Genomic DNA, 19,518 nt, shown 5'->3' with positions numbered 1-19,518 from the left:
CATGAGTTCGTCCGCTGAGGGGCACCGACGACGAAAGCGGGCCGAGACGGCCGCCGAGCAGACGTTCGCCGACCTGATGAACGGGTTCTCCCTGGACTCGGGCCGAAAGCGAGCGCGCACGCCGGACCGGCCGCCCGAGCGGGAGGCGACTCCCGTCGCACCGCAGCAGGACATCAGGGCCTTCGAGTCCTCCATTCAGGAGGCTCAGGACTCCTCGATCGTTCGTGCATATGCCTGGACGGGTGGGCGCACTCGGTCCAACATCGAGCTCGAGATCGAGACACTTGTCTCCGCCAATGATCAGAGTCGGCAGTCTGCAGGTATCTTGCAGGCTGAGCACCAACGCGTTGTCGAGCTGTGCCACTCACCGCGATCCGTCGCGGAGGTGGCCGCACTGATGCGTCTCCCGCTGGGAGTCGTGAAGGTGTTGCTCGGCGACATGGCGGAACGAGGTCTGGTGGACGTGCACCAGACCGCTTCCGCAGGCGGTGACACGCCGGACCTCGGGTTGATGGAGAGAGTGCTTAGTGGACTACGTCGGCTCTAGATTTCCCGAATTCGGCCCTCCTGGGCCGCCCGGTCGGGAGCTGACCTCGGCCAAGGTTGTCGTCGCCGGTGGCTTCGGCGTGGGCAAGAGCACCTTCATCAGGTCCATCGTGGAGAACGATCTCCTGACGATGAACGCACTCCCGCCGGAACGCGCCGGTGCCGTGACGGAACTGGTGCGCATCCAGTTCGGCCGCGTGTGGCTCGACCCCGGCCTGGCGCTGCACCTCTTCGTGGCCCCGCAGTGGCAGGACCCGCGCGCGGGCTGGGGCGACGTGGTGCGCGGCGCCGTGGGTGCCGTGGTGCTCTTCGACGTGATGCGTCCCGCGGACTCCGTGGACGCGATGCGGTACTTCGAGGACCACAACATCCCGTACGTGCTGGCGCTGAACAACGTGCACGCGTCCGTCCGGTCGGACGTGAAGGCGATCATCCGCGGCATGGGCATCTCGCCCGACGTGCCGGTCGTGAACTGCGACCCGCGCGTGCGGATGTCCGTGCGCGAGACGCTGATCTCGCTGACCGAGCACGCGAAGCTGGACCGGTGGCGCCGGCGGCCTGGGCCTGACGAGACGACCCCGCTCCCGTCCGTCTGCTGACTTGGGGCTTTTCCAAGCGCTCGCTCTTTCTGGTTGTTCGATCCCAGGCAACTGGCGTTGGAAGGCTTCTGCCTTCTAGCGTCAGTTCTCGTGGGTCTCGTCGTTGCCGTGGCAATGGCGGACGCACGTGCCACACTGAAACTGTGGGTCGACCGGAGTCAGAGAGCCAGTCAAGGGGTGAGGCAATGACCACCGCGCGGCGTCTGGACGGCTACACCCTGGACGACTGGGAGAGTCTTGACCCCCAAGAGGGCCGTCGCATCGAGTTGGTCGACGGGCGGTTCGTCGTGAACGCCGCGCCTGCGATGAGGCACCAGCGGGTAGCTGACCGGCTCCAGACCCTTCTCGACGCGGCTGTCGCGCGCGAGGGCATGGAAGCGTTGACCGCGATCGCGGTCCGCCTGAACAGAACTCTCGGCTACATCCCTGATGTGGTCGTGACGTCGGAATTCATCGACGCGGGCTCGGTCGATGTCCGGGACGTGACGCTGGTCGTCGAGGTGGTCAGTCCGTCCACGAAGAAGAACGACAGGCTGGAGAAGCCCGCGGCGTTCGCGGCTGCAGGCGTGGAACGCTACTGGCGCGTGGAGATGGTCGGTGTCGTCGATCCGACCATCTACTGCTACGAGCTGGACGAGGGCGCCTACTCGTTGGTGGCGACGCTGACTTCCGGTGCGGCAGGAACAGTGGCGATCACCAGCACGGTGTCGGTGACGTTCGACCCGGCTGATCTGACTCGGGGCCGTCGTTGAACTGATCGGCCTCCTGGATCCCTTTCTGAGCTGAAACGAAAGCTGGAAGGCACTCGCCTTCCAGCTTTTTCGCATGCCCCTGACAACCAATCCGACGCCTCCCGGCCGCCAGCGTTGACAAGATCGCTACGATGACTTCAGTGTTGACCGAAAGCAGTGTGTTCGCCTGGGAGGGCCACAGATGAGCGTCGGACGCGAGACCCGCCTGTCCGCCTGGATCGAGCGGTTCGCGGCCCACTTCGCCGAGGAGGGCATCCCGCTGATCGGCGGCCGCATCCTCGGTTACCTGCTGGTGTGCCAGCCGGTCGAGCGCACCGCGGCCGAGCTCTCGCAGGAGCTCGAGGCCAGCAGCGGGTCGATCAGCACGAACCTGAAGTACCTGGTCAACGTCGGCCTGGTGACCAAGCGGACCCGGCGTGGCCGGCAGGCAGCCGAGTACCGGATCAACGAGAAGGCCTGGACGGACTTCATCCAGCGCAAGTTCGACGCGATCGCCAGCGTCCAGGTCCTCACCGACGACGGCATGCGGTTGCTCAGCGGTGATCCGGAGCGGTCGATGCGGCTGCGGACCGTCGACAACCTCTACGGTTGGCTCTCGGAGGAACTCCCGGCATTGTGGGAGCGCAGGCCCGCCTCGCCGAAGTAGCGTGGTGCCATGTGGCACCCGTTTCGCGACGACATCGAGTACTACGAGGAGCGGGCCAGGGGACTGCTGGCCTCCGCGTGGGACGGCGTGCCGGGTGCGCTGGCGGTCTTCGACGACGTGCCGCTGACGGACGAGGGTGCGCACAGCGTGCTCGCGCAGGCCCACGGGTGTCAGGACTGGAAGGCGCTCAAGGCCAACATCCGCAAGCCCCGGCCGTTCGCGCGTGCCTACCAGGCCATCGAGATGCAGAACCCCGGTGAGCTCAAGGCGATCATCACGCGCGACCCGTGGCTCGTGAAGGCCAGCGGTACCAACGGCAACGACCTGCTCGGGCTCGCCACGGCCAAGTGCGACGAACGTCTGGTCGAGGTGCTGCTCAACGACGGCGCGGACATCGACCACCAGAACGTCCACGGCTGGACGGCGTTGCACCAGGCGGCCTACGCGAACCTGCCTGACCTCGCGGAACTGCTGCTCGCCAAGGGTGCCCGCACGGATCTGGACGCACGGGGCGAGGGCGGCACGCCGCTCACGGTCGCGTTGTTCTGGGGGAACAGGGAGACCGCCGAACTCCTGGCACGGCACGGGGTCCACCCGCCGAACCTGCGCACGGCGGCGGGCCTCGGAAACCTCGATCTCGCCACCGAACCCGAGGCGAGAAGAGGCTATTACCGGCCCCACAGCGGTTTCCCGCGCTGGTGGCCGACGAACGACCCGCAGGAGGTCCTCGACGAGGCCTTGTCGTGGGCCGCCCGCAACGACCGCACCGAGATCCTCGGCGACCTGCTCAAGCGCGGTGCCAGGATCGACGCGGACGTCTACCGCGGCACGGCGCTCGCGTGGGCGGCGTGGTGCGGGCTGGAGAACACCACCCGCACGTTGCTCGACCTGGGCGCGAACCCCAACCAGCGCACGGGTTTCGGCGGGCCGATGCACGGCGAGGGCGTCACGGCGCTGCACCTGGCGGCTGAACGCGGCCACCTGAAGGTCATCCGGATCCTGCTCGACGCGGGAGCCGACAGGACCATCACCGACGTGAACTTCGAGGCGACACCGGCGAACTGGGCCGGCCACAACGACCAGGGAGAGGCTCAGGCCTTGCTGAGCGCCTGATCCTCGGAGGCCGGAAGCTCGACCTCGTGCGTGCGTTCGCGTGACGACGTCCACAGCATCGCCGTGGCGACGACGACCGCGCCGGCACCCAGCACGTGCAGCGACACGAGCACCTCGGGCACCCCGGTGAAGTACTGGACCATGCCCAGCGCACCCTGGGCGACGACAACGCCGATCAGAACCCAGTAGGGCTTCGTGCGCACGAAGAAGCCCATCGCGATCAGCATGCCCAGGAACAGGAACAGCAGGTCGGCGTGGATCTGGGCCAGCGTCGGCACCGGCACGTCCAGGCGTGGGGTCTTCGAGTCGCCCGCGTGCGGGCCGGCGGCGGTGACGAACGTGCCCGCGATCAGCAGCGCGTACATGACGACCGCCATGACGATCTGCAGCCCGCGCGCCCCGGCCGGCACGAGCCAACGGGCGGGGCCGTCGCCCTCGCTCAGCGAACGCAGGAGCAGCACGGCGAACCACACCAGCACCATCGAGACCATGAAGTGGACCGACACGCTCCACCACACCAGTCCGAGGCGGACGGTCGCGCCGCCGATAACGGCCTGCGCGAGCACACCGGCGACCTGGGCGGCGGCGAGCCAGACGACGCGCTTGCGGCGCGGCTTGTTCAGCCATGCGGCGACCAGGCACAGGCCGGTGATGATGCCGATGACGCCGAAGAGCGTCCGGTTGCCGAACTCGACCCACTGGTGCAGCGCGGCGACGTCCGGGTGCTCGACCGGGATGATGCTGCCCGGCACGCACTCGGGCCACGTCGGGCAGCCGAGCCCGGAGCCGGTGACGCGCACGATGGACCCGGTGACCGCGATGCCGCCCTGCGCGATGATGGCGGCAATCGCAAGGGCGCGTTGCAAAGGAACGAGGAAAGCGGTCAATCGAGACACGCCGACGATGGTAGGCCGCGTCAGGTGAGGCGAGTCGTCCGGGTAGCCAGAGCGCCCGCGACAACGCCCCAGGCCACGAGCACTGCGACCGGGCCCACACCCGGAGCGGTGCCGTGCACCACAGAAGTTTCCAGCGCCTGGGCCAAAGCGGCGGACGGCAGCAGGTGCACGAACCCGACCGGTACTGACAGGGCCACGCCGCCGACCATCAGCAGCACGAACCAGATGATGTTCGCCAGCGCCAGCACGATCTCGGCCCGCAGCGCACCGCCCAGCAGCACACCCAGCGCGCCGAACGTCAGCGTGCCCAGCACGATCAGCAGCACCACCCACGGCAGCCCGGCCAGCGGGAAGCGCCAGCCCAGGAACAACGCCGTGACCGCGAGCAGCAGGATCTGCAGGGCCACCACGACCAGCGCGCCGCAGATCCGTCCGGCGACGAGCAGCCACCGGGGCAGCGCCGAGGCCGAAAGCCGCTTCAGCACGCCATAACGCCGGTCGAACCCGAGTGCGATCGCCTGTCCGGTGAACGCCGACGAGATGATCGCCAGCGCGAAGATCCGCGCCGTGGCCGAACCGACGCGCGGCTCGGGCATCGGGATCACCGACATCAGGCTGAGAGCCACCAGCAACGCCAGCGGGATGATCACGGTCAGCAGGATCTGCTCGCCGTTGCGCAACGTCAGCGTCGCCTCGGTGCGCGCGTGCACGAAGAGCATGCGCGGCAACGAACCGCGGCCGGGTGCGGGCTTGAACGTGCCGGGAGCGAAGGTGGTCACGAGCGCAGCTCCCTGCCGGTCAGCTCCAGGAAAACGTCTTCGAGGCTGCGCTTGGCCACGGTCAGCTCCTCGGCCAGCACGCCCTGCTGCGCGCACCACGACGTGACGGTGGAGACGACCTGCGGGTCGATCATGCCCTCCACGACGTACGCGCCCTTGGTCGCCTCGCGCACCTTCAGGCCCTCGGGCAGTGCGGCGGACAGCAACGTGAGGTCGAGACCGGGCCGGGCGCGGAAGCGCAGCTGCTGGTCGTCCGGCCGGTTCGCGGTCAGCTCCGCGGGCGTGCCCTGCGCGACCACGCGGCCCTCGTCGATGATCACGACGTCGTCGGCCAGCGCCTCGGCCTCGTCCATGAGGTGTGTCGTGAGCAGCACGCTCACGCCGTCTTCGCGTAGAGCCCGCACGAGGTCCCACACCAGACGGCGGGCCTGCGGGTCCATGCCCGCGGTCGGCTCGTCCAGGAACACGAGCTCAGGGCGTCCGATCAACGCGCACGCGAGGGACAACCGCTGCTGCTGGCCGCCGGACAGTCGCTTGTAGGGGGTGCGGACCGCGCCACCGAGCCCCAGAACCTCGATCAGCCACTTCGGATCGAGCGGATCGGCGGCGCACGCGGCCACGAGGTTCAGCATCTCCTCGGCGCGGATGCCGGGATAACCGCCACCGCCCTGGGGCATCACGCCGATGCGGGGCCGCAGCGCCTCGGAACCGGCGGCGAGCCCGAGCACGCGCACCGAACCGTCGTCGGCCGTGCGGAATCCCTCGCAGATCTCGACGGTCGTCGTCTTGCCCGCGCCGTTGGGCCCGAGCAGGGCGAGAACGGTGCCGGGCTGCTGAACGAGGTCGAGGCCGTCGACGGCGGTCTTCGAGCCGTATCTCTTGACCAGCCCCGACACTTCCACCGCAGGCTGGGGATTCGGGCTCACGAGCACGCAGCCTAGGCGGTCGGGCCGATCCTCACGCAGCTGGGTCATTCGGCCCATTCCTGAAGCGGGGCTGAAAAAGGTGGGGCTAGCCCTACCCCTGCGACTCAGGGACACCTCAGGGTCCCCTCGGGGGAGTTCCCCATTGGTTGATCACCCCGTTCGCCAGAGACTTTTCTCGTGATCGAAGCGGGGGAGAAAAGACGGGGCCTGGTGGTCGGGGGACTGGTGTTCTCACTGGTTCCGATTTTCTACCTGCACGTCGTGTCGGCGGGTCAGCTGAACCCCGTCTCGGACGTGATCAGCGACTACGTGTTCGTGGACAACGGCACGGGCTGGCTCGCGGCGACTTCTCTTAGCCTCGCGGCCGTCTCGGCGTTGCTCGCCGTAAACCTGCGGGGTGTAGGCAGGTCAGCGCAGTGGCTGATCGGCATCTGGTCGGCGGGTCTGACCGTGTCGACGATCTTCCCGACCGATCCGACGGGAGCGCCGACGTCGTTGTCCGGCTACGTCCACCGGTACGCCGGCGCGGTCATGTTCCTGGCTCTGCCCGCGGCGGGAGTGCTCATCGCCCGCAAATTTCCTGCTCTGCTCGGTGTCGCAATAACGGCGAGCGTGTCGAGTGCGGCGTTTTTGGTCAGCCACGTTTCCTTCGCCGGTTTCGAGGCGCGCGGACTTACGGAACGCGTTTTGTTCGCATCCCTTTACGGACTCCTTTTCGCCATCGCGGCACTACAGGTGAGGCGCACCTCATGACCATGATCGCCATCACGCTCGCCGTGTTCGGTGCCGTGTGCTTCGCCCTCGCGGCCCGCCTGCAACACGACGCGATCGCCGAGACCGGCGCCAGGGCGAGCGTCCTGCGGCAGCCTCGGTGGCTCGCCGGGTTCGCGCTGCTCGTCGGCGGTGCCGGGGTGCACGCGGCCGCGCTCGGCATGGCGCCGCTGACCGTCGTGCAGCCGATCGGAGTGCTCGCGATCGGCATGACCGCGTTGATGGACCGCCGTTTCCGCGAGATGCCGGCGATCCTGCTCACGACCGTGGGCGTGGGTGTGTTCGTGTTGCTCGCCTCGGGCAGCGCGACCGCGACCAAGGTCGTGCCGGACGCCGAACTCACGGCCGGACTTGTGACCCTCGGCCTGATCGCAGTGCCGGGCGTGATCGCTGCCGTCACGACGAACGCGCGCGTTCGTGCCGTGGCCTTCGCATCTGCTGGTGGCGTCGCGTACGGATACGTGTCCGTGCTGATGCGCGCTGTCTCGCAGTCAGTGCAGCAAGGCGGTTTCGGGCTCTCGCACCTCGCGTCGGTGCTCGGCATCGCCCTCTCACTCGCCGTCGGAGGCTGGCTGGTTCAGCACGCCTACGCCGGCGGACCTCCTCATCTCGCCGTCGCCTGCCTGACCGTGGTGGACCCGCTGGTCGCGGTCGGCCTCGGCGCCTTCCTGCTCGGCGAGGCAGCGCATTTGTCTCCTTTGACCGGTGTCGCGCTGTTCGCCTGCGCTCTCGCCGCCGTTAGCGGCGTGTTCGCACTTGCTCGTCAACCTCGTGAAAACATCCGAACGGAGCCACTCGTGAACACCTCCAGCGCGCTTCGCGTCGTCATCGCCGCGGACACGTTCCCGCCGGACGTCAACGGTGCCGCGCGCTTCGCGCAGCGTCTGGCGGTCGGTCTCGCCGAGAACGGCCACGACGTCCACGTCATCGCCCCGGACTCGCCCAGGGCCGCGGAGATCCCCGGTGTGACGGTGCACCGGCTGCGCTCGCACCGGCTCCCGTTCTACCCGGACTTCCGCTTCTGCCTGCCGTGGCAGGCCTCCAAGGAGGCCGACGCGCTGGTGAAGTCGCTCAACCCGGACGTCGTGCACGTCCAGGCGCACTTCGTGGTCGGCCGGTTCGTCCTGAACTCCGCCGTCGCCCAGGGCATCCCGACGCTCGCCACGAACCACTTCATGCCGGAGAACCTCTTCAGCCACGCCCACGTGCCCGCGTTCCTGCAGGGCTGGGCCCGCAAGCTCGCCTACCGCGACCTGGCCCGCGTCTTCGACCGCGCCGACGTCGTGACCGCGCCGACCCCGCGCGCCGTGCAGCTGTTGCACGACAGCGGTTTCCCCGAACGCGCGGTGCCCGTCTCGTGCGGCATCGACATCGCCCGCTACCAGCGCGAGGTCACCCACAACGACCGGCCGACCGCGCTGTTCGTGGGACGCCTGGACGAGGAGAAGCGCGTCGACGAGTTCCTGCGCGCCCTGGCCCGTGTGCCCGGCGCGTTCGGCGAGATCGTCGGCGACGGCACCTGCAAGGCCGAGTGGGAGCTGCTGGCCCGCGACCTGGAAATCACCGACCGCGTCCGCTTCCACGGCTTCGTCTCCGAGGACGACCTGCTCGACGCCTACGCCCGCGCCGACCTGTTCGTCATGCCCGGCGTCGCCGAACTGCAGAGCCTCGCGACGATGGAGGCGATGGCCGCGGGCAAGCCGGTGATCGCCGCGAACGCCATGGCGCTGCCGCACCTCGTGCACCACGGCCGCAACGGCTGGCTGTTCGAGCCCGGCGACGTGAACCAGCTGGCCCAGCGCCTGCACACGCTCGTGCACGACGAGCCGATGCGGGCCAGGATGGGCGCGGCCAGCAGCGAGATCATCTCGCACCACGCGCTGGCCACGACGCTGGAGCGGTTCGAGGCGCTGTACGCGCGGGCGATGGGGCAGACGGTTCCGGTCATCGCGCTGGCTGCCTGAGGTTCAGGTGGGGAGGGGCGCTGCCTGACGGGGGAATCGTCGGGCCGCCAGTGCCGGGGTCAGCGGTCGTCCGCGGGGAAGTCCGCGGACGCGCTGACCTCGGCCCACTTCCGCGTCTCCGCACTCCTCCCGGCCTCCGCCGCCAGCACCGTCTCGACCGCGGCAGCACCCAGCACCAGGCGCCGCGGCGGCTCCGGCGAGGCGACGACGTCGAGGATCACCTCGGCCCCGCGGGCGGGATCCCCTGGCTGCACCCCGTCGGTCTCGTCGCGGAACCGGTTGATCGCCCCGACGGTCTCCTCGTAGTCCTCGCCGACCGAGTGGCGGACCATCGAGGAACCCTGCCAGTCGGTCCGGAACGCGCCCGGCTCGACGATCACGACCCGCACTCCGAACGGCGCCACCTCGTTCGCCAGCACCTCGGAGAAGCCCTCCACCGCGAACTTCGCCGTCTGATAGGCGCCCATGCCCGGCGTGCCTCCCGCGCGGCCACCGACGGACGAGAACTGCACGAAGGTGCCGGAACGCTGCCGCCGCAACACGGGCAGCGCCGCACGGGTCACGTTCACCACGCCGAACAGGTTCGCCTCGATCTGGGCCCGGAAGTCGGCCTCGGCCATCTCCTCGATCGGCGCGCTGTTGGCGTACCCGGCGTTGTTGACGACCACGTCGAGCGTGCCGAACGCCTCGACGGCCTGGGAGACGGCACCACGGGCCGCCTCCGGGTCGGTGACGTCCAGCGCGACCGCCCGCACCCGGTCCCCGAACCGTTCCACCAGGTCCGAGAGCTGTTCCGGTCGCCGCGCCGTCGCGACGACACGATCACCCGCAGAGGAAGCCGCCTCGACCAGCCTGCGCCCGAACCCCCGGGACGCCCCGGTGATGAGCCACGTCTTCGACATCGTCCGCTCCTTAAGTGTCACTTTCTGTGACACTTAAGACGCTGAAGGCAGTCCGAAAATGCCCGGAGCAGAAATGGCCTCGGTCACATGGTCAGGCGCCGACGCCGTGCAGGAACGTCTCGATCACGAGCGCGGCGGCCGGACCGGGCTCCAGGGCGGGCATCTCCTGCGCGACCGTGTGCAGCTGGGTCTGCAGCACCCGCAACGCCCAGCCAGGGGGCAGACCGGGCGCGATCACGCCCGTGCGGCCCAGGAAGTCGTCCATCCGCGCGTCCAGCTCCGCGCGGCGCCGCTGGATCTCCTGGTCGGTCACCGCGCGGATGTCGACGGGCCAGTCGCGGCTGAGCCGGATGCCGCCCTCGGCGAACGTCAGCAGCGCGTCGCGCACCGCGAGGTCGCCGGAGAAGCTCACGTCGATCAGCTCGGAGAGCCGGTCCAGCCGTGCGCGGTAGACCGCCAGCAGCAGGTCCTCACGGGAGTCGAAGCGCCGGTAGACGGTCCGCTTGTCGACGCCGGCCGCGATGGCGACGTCGCTGATCCGCGCCAGGGGGTCCGCGGAGAACACCCGCGCGGCCGCCCGCAGCACCGCTTCGACGTTGCGCGTCGCGTCAGCCCTCATCCGCGTGTCCCGAGCTTCTCCCCGATCCGTTGTGCGACGTGCAGTCCGGTCTGGGTCAGGGTGAGCTCCGCGGGGTGTTCGCCCTCGCCCTGGACCATGAACCGGTACAGCGAGGCGTGCCCCTCCAGGCGTTCGCGCAGGGTCGCCGCGACGTCGGAGCCGTCCGGGTAGATGGCAGGGATCGCCTCGTCGACGAGCTGCTCGCGGATCCGGCGGCGCTCGATCCGCGGCACGTACCAGGACGTGATCAGCAGCAACGTCAGGCCGAACGCCAGCGCCGTGCCGATCACCGCCTGCCAGCCCCACCCGCGCGGCCCGATGACCAGCAGCACGTCGGCGAGCACGAGGTAACCGACGCCGTAGACCACGGCCCAGCCCGCGGTCGCCGCGGCGGGAGGCTCCGCGCGTTCCGTGCCCCACACGCCCTCGACCCGGCGCCAGCGCTGCAGCGACTTGCCGCCGGACAGTGCCATGTAGATCCCGAACGCTCCACAGAGGACCGACGCGGGGATCACCAGCCACGGCTTGGTGTGCAGCGCGAACCGCCACACCGACCAGACCATCGCCGAGACCACCAGCACGACCGCCGCCTGCTTCCAGCGGCGTTCGATGATCTGCAAAGGACGGAAGTCGGCCAGCACCGCGAGAGGCGTGCGGATCGGGGCGGGCAGCGAGCCGAGGACGAGCAGCGCCGCGACGACGAACGCGACGCCGGCCACGGTGATCGTGCCGGTGGTGAGCTCCGCGCTGTCGTCCGGCATCCGTTCGACGGCTATGGCCACCAACGGGATCACGGGTGAGAGCAGCACCAGTCCGTGCAGCATCGTGCCGCTTCTCAGTGCCGCGTAACCGAAAGCGGCGAGCAGGCTGGCCGCACCGATCGCGGCGCCCGGACCCGCCGCCCACGGGGGCAGCATGCCGAACAAGGCCATCACGACCAGTGCGCCACCGACCGCGAGACCGAGAAGTCCCAGGAACTGCGCCAGTTTCCCGCCACGGGTCAGGCCGGTGATCGTCCAGTAGGGCAGCAGCGCGGCACCGCGCACCACCCGCGTCACCGGACGCACGGCGGCGAGGCCGGACTGTTCGGAGTCGGCGACCGTGACGGCCACGGCCGCGGCGGTGGCGGCCGTGCGGATCATCTGGTCCGACGCAGCCTCCTGTGTGAGGGGCTCTCGGCCGATGCCCGCGCGGTCGAAGGCGTTCAACGCGCTCATGCCGAGCGTGACCGTGTGGCCCTCGGGATATTCCAGGCGCCGCAACAGGTCCGCGTGCTCCTCGAGGAACAGCTCACCGCGCGACCGCTTGTCCGCGCCGTCACCGCGGTCGGCGATGATCGCGGCCCGCAGCCGGGGGAGCTCCTCGCAGATGATCCGCCAGTGCAGGCCCCACGCGGCCAGCTCGGCGAGCTTCATCGACGACGGCGACAGCTCGTTGTCGGTCTCGTAGATGCCGCAGAGCTCCTTCTTGGCCTCCTCGGCGCACACGGCGACCTGCATCGGCAGCTCCAGCCCGAACATCGCCTCGACGACCTGGTCGACGACGGCCTGGGCGCGTTCCTCCGCCGTGCGCTGGTCACCCTCGGGCCGTCCGAGCGTGTCCATCCGCCGCAACCGCCGCGGGTCGAACAGCACCCGGCACAGCATCGTGGCGCCGTCCAGCCTGCCCCAGATCCAGTCGTTGACCCGCCACGACCGCTTGAGGAACCCGGAGAACCGCGACAGCGAGGCACCGCCGGCCTTGTCGTCGGCGGTGATCGACTGCTGTGCGAACGCATTGCGCGTCTGCAGCGACACCTGCACCAGCTCGACCGCCGTGTCCAGCCCGGTCGAGGCGTCGTCGGACAGGCACGTGCCTGCGACCTCCAGTGCCAGCAGGCGGCTCAGCCACCGTTCGCCGTCGTCGAGCCCGGCCTCCGCCGTGGTGGCCGCCGGGTCGAGCAGGGCGTGCCAGCAGACCAGCCCGCCGAGCTTCAGCCGGTGCTCGTCCAGCGCGCCCAGCACCTGCCGTGCCGCGCCGACGATCCGGCCGATCTCGGCCACCTGCGCCTTGACCTCCAGGCCGAGATGCCCGTCGATCATGTGCTCGTGGTAGCTCGCGAGCCTGCCGGTCCAGTAGGTCTCGCCGAGCGAGTCGGACGGCTTCCAGTCGAACAGCTCGGTGCGCAGCCTGCGCAGCTCCGCGCGGACCTGGTGGAGCTCGCGGCGGACCGTGGCGATGTCCTCGGCCTGCCGTTCGTCCACGACCCACACGAGCCGCTTGAGCAGGTCGAGTGCCGACGCGCCAAGGCGTTCGGCCATCGTGATGCCCCACTCCCAGCCCGTGTCCTCACGGCACACGACGCTCGGCAGCCTCACGCCCGGCACGTACGGCAGCACGCCGTGCAGCTTCTTCCACTTGCGCTGCGCGGTCTCCGCGGCCCGGCGCGCCCGTTCGAACGACCAGTTCGCCGGGTTTCCCTTGGGCAGTGAGAACTGCTGCGCCGTCACCTGGCGCGCGGCCAGCCGGATCTCGATGTCCTCGTAGTGGCCGAAGAGCTTGTCCGCCAGCGAGTACACCTCGCCGACCACGTCCTCGCCGCCCGCGTGCAGGCGTTCCAGCAACGACATCCGGCCGCCCCTGCTGCTCGCGGCGCGCCGGTTGTGCTCCTCGATCTTCTCGACGTAGGTCCTGTTGGCCTGGCTGGACATCGCACCCAGCAGCTTGCCGCCGGACCCGACCGTCGTCAGGCTCCTGTCGATCATGTCGGCCACCGGCTCTGACCCCAGCGGCTCCGCGTGCGGGAAGACCAGCAGCATCACGCGGCGCACCGGCCCGTCCGCGGGCATCCGGTCGATGGCCTCCAGCGCTTCCTTCGTCGGCGTGTTCACGAGAACGCCGCCGTCGACCGCGAACCTGCTGCGGTCGTCGCCGTTGGCCCAGCTCGCGACGTCCCCCATGTCCGGGCGGCCCGGCGTGGCCTGGCCGCCGACCGGGATGAAGCTCGGCTCGAACGCGAACGGGAAGCTGGCACTCGACCTGGCCGCCAGCGCGAGCTGCAGCACCCGGTCGTCGAGGGTGGCGGGGGTGAAGTCGTCGCGGGTGTCCTCGGAGACCCACGCGTAGGGGTCGCGGCGGAACGAGAACGAGCCCTGGTGCACCGACTGGGTCAGCGGCTGGCCCAGGTCGTCGTAGGAGATCTCCGGGACGCCGCCGAGCAGCGTCGTGGTGATCCGCAGGTCGATCGGCCGTTCGTCGCGCTCGGTCGGCTCGAAGTCCACGGTGAGCCTGGCCAGCGCCTCCTGCAGCCGGGGGAGGAAGAACTCGTCACCCTTGAGCAGCGAGCCCGGCTGGCCGCGGAACGGCGTGCGCAGCAGCTGTTCCATCCGCCCCTGCTCCGCCCAGAGGTCCCGCAGCCTCGTCAGGTCGGCCTTCTTGTTGACCTGCGACAAGGCCAGCGCGGCGCCGTTGATGCCGCCCGCCGACGTGCCCGCGATGACATCCGCTCTCGCCGTGCAGCCGACGAGGTCGAGCAGGGGCTGGTAGACCGACCCAGGCCTGGTCAGCCGGTCGAGCTCCAGCACGACGCCGCCCATCCAGACGGCCAGGCTCACACCGCCGTTGAGCACGACGGCGAACCGGACCTCTTCGCGCGACATGGGTTGCTCGGTCATGCGCACCACCCCCTCCGGCGTGGATCTTCCTCTGAAGGGAGGTCGTCCGCCGGAGGATCGGGGTTACCGGTCCGGTCAGACCTGTCCGCCGCCGGCGGGATCGGACCTCAGGAACGGCCCGACCCGCTTGCGCGCGATCAGCACGCAGACCGCGAACGTGATCACCGCGCCCGCGACCGCCTGCGGCACCGTGTAGGCGCGCCCGTCGAACGCGGACCCGGTCGGCGGCAGGATGATCGCGATGATCGCCGACGTCACCATGGCGAACATCCGGAACTTCGGCCCGACCACCGCGGTGGCCAGCGGGATCGCGGCCCACAGCACGTACCAGGGCTGCAGCACCGGCCCGAGCACCAGGATCGCGCCGAGAGCGGCGCCCAGGCCGTTCATCGCCTTGATCCGGCCCTTGAAGCTGTACCAGAGCAGCACGATCGTGATCACCACGTACAGGCCCTGCCCGAGCAGCCTGGTCAGCGAGATCATCGCCTCGGTGTGGTTGCCGAGGCCGAGCAGGATGCCGGTGCCGGCCCCCAGGAAGCCCAGGGCCGTCGGCGGCGACATCCACGACTTCACGGTCGACGCGACGTTCAGCGTCTCGACCCAGCCGAACCCGAACCCGGTGCCGAGGCAGATCGCCACGACCCCGACCCCGGCTATCGCCGCCATGATCCCGGCCACCAGTGCCAGGTGCTTGAACTGCCCGCCGAGCTTGCGCGCCACCATCACGCCGAGGAACCCCAGCGCGGCCATCGCGGGGATCTTCACCATCGCCCCGCACACGATGACCCCGGCGCCCAAGGTGATCCACGACCACTTCAACGGTTCCAGCCCGCGCATCGCGAGCTCCAGGCCGACCAGCATCAGGCCGAGCGCCAGGCCGTCGTTGTGCACGCCGATGACGATGTGGAACAGCACCAGCGGGTTCAGCGCACCCAGCCACAACGCGCCGACCGGCGGCACCCCGAACCGGGCCGCGAGCCGCGGCAGCGCCCACACGATCATCGCCAGGCCGCACAGCACCAGCAGCCGGTGCACGAACACGCCGGACACCACGTGGTCGCCGGTCAGCATCGCGGTCAGCCGGCCGAACGCGAGGAACAGCGGCCCGTACGGCGCCGGCGTCTCCCGCCAGATGTTCGGCACACCGCGGGTCAGCACGTGGTCGACGCCCAGCGCGTTGGCGGGCCCCAGCTCGTACGGGTCCAGCCCGCGCGCCGCGATCTCGCTCTGCGCCAGGTACGAGTACACGTCGCGGGAGAACATCGGCACGCAGAAGACCAGAGGAACGGTCCACATCAGCAGCGTGCGGTCCATCTGACCGCGCGAGATCAGCCGCGGCCGCCCCGGCTTCACGAACCGGCCCAGCGCGAGCCAGGCCGACACGATCATGAAGATGCCGGTCCAGACGACCCCCATCGCGACACTGGGCATCCTCGAGAAGAGCCCGAGGACCGGCACGCCGTAGAGCGGTGAGTAGATGGGCGCGGCCCCGCCGCCCAGGGATCCGACGGTCAGCAGCAACGCGCCGATGGTGCCCCAGCGACGGACGATGTCCAGCTGGCGACGCTCCCGACCGTTCAAGAGGTCGCTCTCCGGAGTGATGGCTCCGCCGTTCGTGGACATGTCAGGAGAGTATCGAGCCACGTTCAGCCGTGAGTCAGGTCACCCTGTGACCGCGATCTTTGCTACCTCCGGCTAAATACGCAACACTGGTGTTGTGAAAAACGCCGAGACCCATCTTGACGCCGTGCCGCAGCACGACGGCAGGACTCGGCGTGCCGTCGCCAGGCTCCTCCTGGAGCAGGGCCCGGTCACCGCGGCGAGCATTGCCGAGGAACTGGGCATCAGCCCCACGGCAGTGCGCCGTCACATCGACGCGATGCTGACGGACGGCGAGGCGACGACCAGGGACGCACCGCGGCAGACCCAACGTGGTCGTGGCCGTCCCGCGAAGTTCTTCCTGCTGACAGACGCCGGACGCGCCCGGTTCGGCCACGCCTACGACGACCTCGCGGTCGCCGCCCTCAGGTTCCTCGCCCAGACGGGTGGGGAAGAGGCAGTGCGCGCCTTCGCGCAAAGTCGTGTCGACGCACTCGTGGACGGTCACCGTTCGACGATCGTGGCCCAGGTCACGCCCGCCGAACGGGCGAAGGCCCTTGCGACCGCGTTGACCAGGGAGGGCTACGCTGCGGCGGCGCGAAATGTGGGTACGGGCGAGCAGTTGTGCCAGCACCACTGCCCGGTCGCCCACGTTGCCGCCGAGTTCCCCCAGCTGTGCGAGACCGAGACGGAGACGTTCGCGAACCTCCTCGGTACCCACGTGCAGCGCCTCGCGACGATCGCCCGCGGCCACGCCGTGTGCACGACGCACATCCCGAACATTTCACGGATCCCAGATGATGGAGGGGAGCCCGCATGACTGCCGCTGCCGAGCAGCGCACGCCCACCACGGTGCAGTCTCCGCTCACGCAGGAAGAGACGATTGCGTCTCTGGGCAACTACGAGTTCGGCTGGGCCGACTCCGACGTTGCCGGCGCGAGCGCCCGCCGAGGAATCAACGAGGACGTCGTCCGCGACATCTCGGCGAAGAAGGACGAGCCCGAGTGGATGCTCGAGTACCGGTTGAAGGCGCTCAAGCTCTTCGACCTCAAGCCGATGCCGAGCTGGGGCGCTGACCTCTCTGGGATCGACTTCGACTCGATCAAGTACTTCGTGCGATCGACCGAGAAGCAGGCCACCAGCTGGGAGGACCTGCCCGAGGACATCAAGAACACCTACGACCGCCTGGGCATCCCGGAGGCCGAGAAGCAGCGCCTCGTCGCGGGTGTCGCCGCCCAGTACGAGTCCGAGGTCGTCTACCACCAGATCCGCGAGGACCTGGAGGAGAAGGGTGTCCTCTTCCTGGACACCGACACGGCCCTGAAGGAGCAGCCGGAGCTCTTCAAGGAGTACTTCGGCTCGGTCATCCCCGCGGGTGACAACAAGTTCTCGGCGCTCAACGCCGCGACGTGGTCCGGCGGCTCGTTCATCTACGTGCCGAAGGGTGTCCACGTGGACATCCCGCTGCAGGCCTACTTCCGGATCAACACCGAGAACATGGGCCAGTTCGAGCGCACGCTGATCATCGTCGACGAGGGTGCCTACGTGCACTACGTCGAGGGCTGCACGGCGCCGATCTACTCCTCGGACTCGCTGCACTCGGCCGTGGTCGAGATCATCGTGAAGAAGGGCGGCCGCTGCCGCTACACGACGATCCAGAACTGGTCGAACAACGTCTACAACCTGGTCACCAAGCGCGCCAAGGCCGAAGAGGGCGCGACCATGGAGTGGGTCGACGGCAACATCGGCTCCAAGGTGACCATGAAGTACCCGGCCGTCTTCCTGATGGGCGAGCACGCCAAGGGCGAGGTCCTCTCGATCGCGTTCGCGGGCGAGGGCCAGCACCAGGACGCCGGCGCCAAGATGGTCCACATGGCACCGCACACCTCTTCGACGATCATCTCGAAGTCGGTGGCGCGGGGCGGTGGCCGCACGTCGTACCGCGGCCTGGTCCAGGTCAACAAGCGGGCGCACCACTCGAAGTCCACGGTGAAGTGCGACGCGCTGCTGGTCGACACCATCAGCCGCTCGGACACCTACCCGTACGTCGACGTCCGCGAGGACGACGTGCAGATGGGTCACGAGGCAACGGTCTCGAAGGTCTCCGAGGACCAGCTGTTCTACCTGATGTCGCGCGGCCTCAACGAGGACGAGGCCATGGCGATGATCGTGCGCGGGTTCGTCGAGCCCATCGCGCGCGAGCTCCCCATGGAGTACGCCCTCGAGCTGAACCGCCTGATCGAACTGCAGATGGAAGGGGCCGTCGGCTGACATGGCCGCCCTGTCTACGAAACCTCACTCCCACGGAGCTGTCGTCCCGGTCTCCTCGCGCGCGGAGCACTTCACGTCCTACGACGTGAACGCGTTCGAGGTCCCGGGCGGCCGTGAGGAGATCTGGCGCTTCACGCCTCTCAAGCGTCTTGCCGGTCTGCACTCCGGCGCTGCGGCAACGGGTTCCGCTGCCGTCGAGGTGAGCGCCGCCGAAGGCGTCACGGTCGAGACCGTCGGTCGCGACGACGAGCGCCTCGGCAAGGCCGGCGTCCCCGGTGACCGCGTCGCGGCGCAGGCGTACTCGTCCTTCGAGAACGCCACGATCGTGACGCTGCCCGGTGACGTGAAGTCCGAGCCGACCACCGTCACGGTGACCGGCGCGGGCGTCGGCGCTGTCGCCTACGGCCACATCCAGGTCAAGGCCTCGCAGTTCGCCGAGGGCACCGTGATCCTGGACTTCCGCGGCTCCGGCGCGTACGCGGACAACGTCGAGTTCCTCGTCGCGGACGGCGCTCACCTCACGGTGATCACCATCCACGACTGGGCCGACGACGCCGTGCACGTCTCGCAGCACCACGTGAAGCTCGGTCGCGACGCGACCATCAAGCACACCGTGGTCACGCTCGGCGGCGACGTCGTGCGCGTGACGCCGGTCGTGCAGTACGCGGGTCGCGGTGGCGACGCGGAGCTGTTCGGTCTGTACTTCGCGGACGCGGGTCAGCACCAGGAGCACCGGCCGTTCATCGACCACGCGCAGGCCAAGTGCCGCAGCAACGTCGTCTACAAGGGCGCGCTGCAGGGCGAGGGCGCGCACGCGGTGTGGATCGGTGACGTGCTCATCCGTGTCGCTGCCGAGGGCACCGAGACGTTCGAGCTGAACCGGAACCTGATCCTGACCGACGGTGCGCGTGCCGACTCGGTGCCGAACCTGGAGATCGAGACCGGCGAGATCGAGGGTGCGGGCCACGCCAGCGCCACCGGCCGGTTCGACGACGAGCAGCTGTTCTACCTGCAGGCGCGCGGCATCCCGGAGGACCAGGCACGACGTCTCGTCGTGCGCGGCTTCTTCCAGGAGCTGATCGCGAAGATCACGGTCCCCGAGGTGCGCGAGCGCCTCGAGGCCGCCATCGAGGCAGAGCTCGAGGCGGTCGGCACGTGATCAAGGTGTGTGCACTGTCCTCACTGGACGACCGCAAGCCGTTCGCCGCCAGCGTCGACGACGTCGATCTGGTGCTGGTGCGCGACGGCGAGCGGGTGCACGCACTCGCGGATCTGTGCTCGCACGCCGCGGTGTCGTTGAGCGAGGGCGAGGTCTCCCGCAAGGGGATCGAGTGCTGGTTGCACGGGTCGTGCTTCGACCTGGAGACCGGCAAGCCCTCCTCGCCGCCCGCCAGCGAACCGGTCGACGTCTACGCCGTCGACATCCGTGACGGCGACGTCTTCGTCGACGTCACCGTCACCACGAACTGACTTCTAGCTACA

At 69.3% G+C, this 19,518-nt stretch carries 18 protein-coding genes; 11 read left to right on the top strand and 7 right to left on the bottom strand.

Translation table 11 applies throughout. The features are described from left to right. Position 1 precedes the first annotated feature (1 nt). From ACSHWB_RS00210 to ACSHWB_RS00190, 5 genes are all read left to right on the top strand, one after another. Positions 2–547 (top strand): DUF742 domain-containing protein, encoded by a 546-nt coding sequence (locus ACSHWB_RS00210; RefSeq protein ID WP_439660052.1) that lies wholly within the window; start codon positions 2–4, stop codon positions 545–547. Positions 548–626: 79 nt separating this feature from the next. Further along, the gene (locus ACSHWB_RS00205) at positions 627–1,145 is read left to right on the top strand and encodes an ATP-binding protein (protein ID WP_439660051.1); all 519 of its coding nucleotides are present in this window, start codon (positions 627–629) and stop codon (positions 1,143–1,145) included. Positions 1,146–1,330: 185 nt separating this feature from the next. Then, positions 1,331–1,897, top strand: a complete 567-nt coding sequence (locus ACSHWB_RS00200; protein ID WP_439660050.1) for a Uma2 family endonuclease — start codon at positions 1,331–1,333, stop codon at positions 1,895–1,897. A 181-nt stretch (positions 1,898–2,078) separates the two neighbouring features. After that, positions 2,079–2,543 carry a GbsR/MarR family transcriptional regulator gene (locus ACSHWB_RS00195; RefSeq protein WP_439660049.1) on the top strand — a complete coding sequence of 155 codons (465 nt, stop codon included), beginning with the start codon at positions 2,079–2,081 and terminating at the stop codon, positions 2,541–2,543. A 9-nt stretch (positions 2,544–2,552) separates the two neighbouring features. After that, on the top strand, positions 2,553–3,656 hold the full coding sequence (locus ACSHWB_RS00190; RefSeq protein WP_439660048.1) for an ankyrin repeat domain-containing protein: 1,104 nt from the start codon (positions 2,553–2,555) through the stop codon (positions 3,654–3,656). Here ACSHWB_RS00190 and ACSHWB_RS00185 read toward each other — a convergent pair. From ACSHWB_RS00185 to ACSHWB_RS00175, 3 genes are read right to left on the bottom strand one after another with little or no spacing between them, the layout of a single operon-like run. Beyond that, positions 3,635–4,552: a COX15/CtaA family protein gene (locus ACSHWB_RS00185; RefSeq protein WP_439660047.1), complete on the bottom strand. Its 918-nt coding sequence runs from the start codon at positions 4,550–4,552 to the stop codon at positions 3,635–3,637. The genes ACSHWB_RS00190 and ACSHWB_RS00185 overlap by 22 nt on opposite strands. 20 nt (positions 4,553–4,572) lie before the next feature. Continuing rightward, positions 4,573–5,331, bottom strand: a complete 759-nt coding sequence (locus ACSHWB_RS00180; protein ID WP_439660046.1) for an ABC transporter permease — start codon at positions 5,329–5,331, stop codon at positions 4,573–4,575. Then, positions 5,328–6,233, bottom strand: a complete 906-nt coding sequence (locus ACSHWB_RS00175) for an ABC transporter ATP-binding protein (protein WP_439664486.1) — start codon at positions 6,231–6,233, stop codon at positions 5,328–5,330. Before ACSHWB_RS00175 ends, ACSHWB_RS00180 begins: the two co-directional genes overlap by 4 nt. Before the next feature lie 201 nt (positions 6,234–6,434). Between ACSHWB_RS00175 and ACSHWB_RS00170 the strand changes: the two genes are divergently transcribed. Further along, positions 6,435–7,010 carry a DUF998 domain-containing protein gene (locus ACSHWB_RS00170; protein WP_439660045.1) on the top strand — a complete coding sequence of 192 codons (576 nt, stop codon included), beginning with the start codon at positions 6,435–6,437 and terminating at the stop codon, positions 7,008–7,010. Then, a complete protein-coding gene (locus tag ACSHWB_RS00165; RefSeq protein WP_439660044.1) occupies positions 7,007–8,992 on the top strand; it encodes a glycosyltransferase in 1,986 nt (661 codons plus the stop codon). The genes ACSHWB_RS00170 and ACSHWB_RS00165 overlap by 4 nt, the downstream gene beginning before the upstream one ends. 59 nt (positions 8,993–9,051) lie before the next feature. On the opposite strand, the gene ACSHWB_RS00160 is transcribed toward ACSHWB_RS00165, so the two are convergent. The 4 genes from ACSHWB_RS00160 to mptB form a co-directional block, all read right to left on the bottom strand. Further along, positions 9,052–9,894, bottom strand: coding sequence for an oxidoreductase (locus ACSHWB_RS00160; RefSeq protein WP_439660043.1), 843 nt, complete (start codon positions 9,892–9,894; stop codon positions 9,052–9,054). Positions 9,895–9,985: 91 nt separating this feature from the next. Beyond that, entirely contained in the window at positions 9,986–10,513 is a 528-nt protein-coding gene (locus tag ACSHWB_RS00155) for a TetR/AcrR family transcriptional regulator (RefSeq protein ID WP_439660042.1), read from the bottom strand. Continuing rightward, complete coding sequence (locus tag ACSHWB_RS00150; protein WP_439660041.1) at positions 10,510–14,166, bottom strand: patatin-like protein; 3,657 nt, start codon at positions 14,164–14,166, stop codon at positions 10,510–10,512. Before ACSHWB_RS00150 ends, ACSHWB_RS00155 begins: the two co-directional genes overlap by 4 nt. Positions 14,167–14,241: 75 nt before the next feature. Continuing rightward, entirely contained in the window at positions 14,242–15,789 is a 1,548-nt protein-coding gene (gene mptB, locus ACSHWB_RS00145; RefSeq protein WP_439660040.1) for a polyprenol phosphomannose-dependent alpha 1,6 mannosyltransferase MptB, read from the bottom strand. A gap of 94 nt (positions 15,790–15,883) precedes the next feature. Here mptB and ACSHWB_RS00140 point away from each other — a divergent pair, with 94 nt between their 5' ends. The 4 genes from ACSHWB_RS00140 to ACSHWB_RS00125 are packed head-to-tail and all read left to right on the top strand — an operon-like array spanning position 15,884 to position 19,506. Beyond that, the gene (locus ACSHWB_RS00140; RefSeq protein ID WP_439660039.1) at positions 15,884–16,585 is read left to right on the top strand and encodes a helix-turn-helix transcriptional regulator; all 702 of its coding nucleotides are present in this window, start codon (positions 15,884–15,886) and stop codon (positions 16,583–16,585) included. Further along, on the top strand, positions 16,582–18,036 hold the full coding sequence (sufB, locus tag ACSHWB_RS00135) for a Fe-S cluster assembly protein SufB (protein WP_439660038.1): 1,455 nt from the start codon (positions 16,582–16,584) through the stop codon (positions 18,034–18,036). The genes ACSHWB_RS00140 and sufB overlap by 4 nt, the downstream gene beginning before the upstream one ends. Before the next feature lies 1 nt (position 18,037). Continuing rightward, positions 18,038–19,195 (top strand): Fe-S cluster assembly protein SufD, encoded by a 1,158-nt coding sequence (sufD, locus tag ACSHWB_RS00130; protein WP_439660037.1) that lies wholly within the window; start codon positions 18,038–18,040, stop codon positions 19,193–19,195. Beyond that, positions 19,192–19,506, top strand: coding sequence for a non-heme iron oxygenase ferredoxin subunit (locus ACSHWB_RS00125; RefSeq protein WP_093601368.1), 315 nt, complete (start codon positions 19,192–19,194; stop codon positions 19,504–19,506). Before sufD ends, ACSHWB_RS00125 begins: the two co-directional genes overlap by 4 nt. The last annotated feature ends 12 nt before the right edge of the window (positions 19,507–19,518 follow it).

This window comes from Lentzea sp. HUAS TT2 (assembly GCF_051853195.1).
In the GTDB taxonomy this organism is placed as follows: Bacteria; Actinomycetota; Actinomycetes; order Mycobacteriales; family Pseudonocardiaceae; genus Lentzea.
Note: the sequence above shows the minus strand (reverse complement) of the source record. Positions and strands in the feature narration are given on the sequence as shown.